The sequence below is a fragment of the Oscillibacter sp. CU971 genome (genome assembly GCF_905219725.1).
Taxonomy (GTDB): domain Bacteria; phylum Bacillota; class Clostridia; order Oscillospirales; family Oscillospiraceae; genus Oscillibacter.
In genome coordinates this window covers 1-2,131 of sequence record NZ_CAJMXG010000384.1, presented here as the reverse complement: position 1 = coordinate 2,131, position 2,131 = coordinate 1, and the positions used below count along the sequence as shown (strand labels likewise).

Sequence of the window (2,131 nt, the reverse complement as noted above, 5' to 3'; positions counted from 1 at the left end):
ATCCCCGCGCACATGGAGCAGCTTATGATTTACGCCGCTCTGTTCTGTCTGGAGTATCGGGTCAGGCCCGCCGATATCCAGATCGAACTGCGCATCTACCAGCACAACGAAATTCTCCTGGACGAGCCTACTGTAGAGGACATCCTGCCCATCATGGACAAGATCATGACCTTCGACAAGATTCTCAAACAAATCAAAGAAGAGGAGGGATAAACCATGGACCTTAGTTTAGACGAAGTGTTCGGTCAGGTTGTTGAGATGGCCGAGCAAGACCCTGACATTCTGATGCACTACGGCATCGGTAAACTGGATGGCGCTCCGGGTCCTGGTTCCGGCCGCTATCCCCTGGGAAGCGGAAAGAACCCCAACCAGCGCAGCGGCGACTTCCTCTCCCGGGTGGATGAGCTTCGCAAGCAGAGGTTTACCTACACTGATAAGGATGGGAAGGTTTGGACAGGAGACAATGCCATCGCCAAGGCTATGGGCCTGACCAGCACCCAGTTCCGCACTCAGTTGGGCCTTGCTCGGGATGAGCGCCGCTCATCTAATGTGGCTACGGCCAAACGGCTGCGCGACGAGGGCAAGACTTTGAAGGAAATTGCTGACACAATGGGTTTCCCCAACGACTCCTCCGTTCGTTCCCTGCTCAATNAGAGTTCGGAAGCCCGAATGAACCAGGCTAAGAAAACCGCTGAGTTCCTGAGGCAGCAGATCGCTGAAAAGGGAATGAACGACGTGGGCACCGGCGTGGAGCGGGAACTCGGTATCTCTAGGGAGAAGCTAAACCAGGCGCTCTATATGTTGGAGATGGAGGGCTACGCTGTCTATGGCGGCGGCGTTCCCCAAGTCACCAACAAGGGCCAGCAGACAAACCTCAAGGTTCTCTGTCCTCCCGGCACGGAGCACAAGGACATCTACAACTTTGGCGAGATCCATTCTGTTGTGGATTACATCAGTCCTGACGGCGGTGAGACCTTCAAGCCGGCCTTTGTCTATCCTGAGAGTATGGACTCATCCCGGCTGAAGATTCGCTATGCCGAAGAAGGCGGGCTCCAGCGGGACGGAACCGTGGAACTTCGCCGTGGTGTGGCTGATCTGTCCCTGGGTGAGTCCAGCTATGCTCAGGTCCGCATTCTGGTAGATGGAAAGAAGTACATCAAGGGAATGGCATTCTACGGCGATGATAAGGACTTCCCTGATGGCGTGGATGTGATCTTTAACACCAACAAGAAGAAGGGTACTCCTATGGGGGATGTCCTCAAGACCATCAAGGATGATCCAGACAATCCCTTTGGCTCCCTCATCAAGGAGCGGGGCGGCCAGAGCTACTACATCGACCCGAAAACCGGGAAGGAGAAGTTATCCCTTATCAATAAGCGAGCTGAGGAAGGGGACTGGGGGGAATGGAGCGATCATCTCCCATCTCAATTTCTTTCTAAGCAGTCCATGACACTGATTAAAAAGCAGCTTGGTTTGGCTGCGGCTGATAAGGCGGCTGAGTTCGACGAGATCTGTGCCCTCACCAATCCCACCGTGAAGAAGGCGCTTCTGGCTTCCTTCGCTGACGACTGCGATTCAGCGGCCGTACACCTTCAGGCAGCGGCTTTGCCGAGACAGAAGTATCAGGTCATCCTTCCTATTGCTTCAATGAAGGACACTGAGGTCTACGCCCCCAATTACAGGGATGGCGAGACCGTCGCGCTTGTCCGTTATCCTCATGGCGGCACCTTCGAGATTCCAATTCTTAAGGTGAACAACAAGCAGGGTGAGGCGAAGCGCATCCTGGGCAACGCTCTTGATGCTATTGGCATCAACTCCAAGGTCGCTGAGCGGCTGTCCGGCGCTGACTTTGATGGTGACACCGTTATGGTCATCCCTACCGGAGGCAAGATCAAAATTACATCCACCCATGCGCTGAAAGGACTGGAAGGCTTCGACCCGAAACTGGAGTACGGCGGAAAACCGGAAGGTTCCTTCAAGCAGATGAAGAACACCCAGACTGAAATGGGCAAGATCTCCAACCTCATCACCGACATGACGCTGAAGGGTGCCACTGAACCGGAACTGGCAAGAGCTGTCCGGCACAGCATGGTTGTCATTGACGCTGAGAAGCACCATCTCGACTATAAGC

Annotated in this window: 1 protein-coding gene and 1 pseudogene; both read left to right on the top strand. The window is 54.4% G+C overall.

The genetic code is table 11. The annotated features are described in order from the left end of the window. Positions 1–213, top strand: a pseudogene (locus JX325_RS15685) (hypothetical protein); the annotation flags it as partial. 3 nt (positions 214–216) lie between these two features. Further along, a partial coding sequence (locus tag JX325_RS15680; RefSeq protein WP_374220647.1) for a helix-turn-helix domain-containing protein occupies positions 217–2,131 on the top strand: 1,915 nt, incomplete at its 3' end.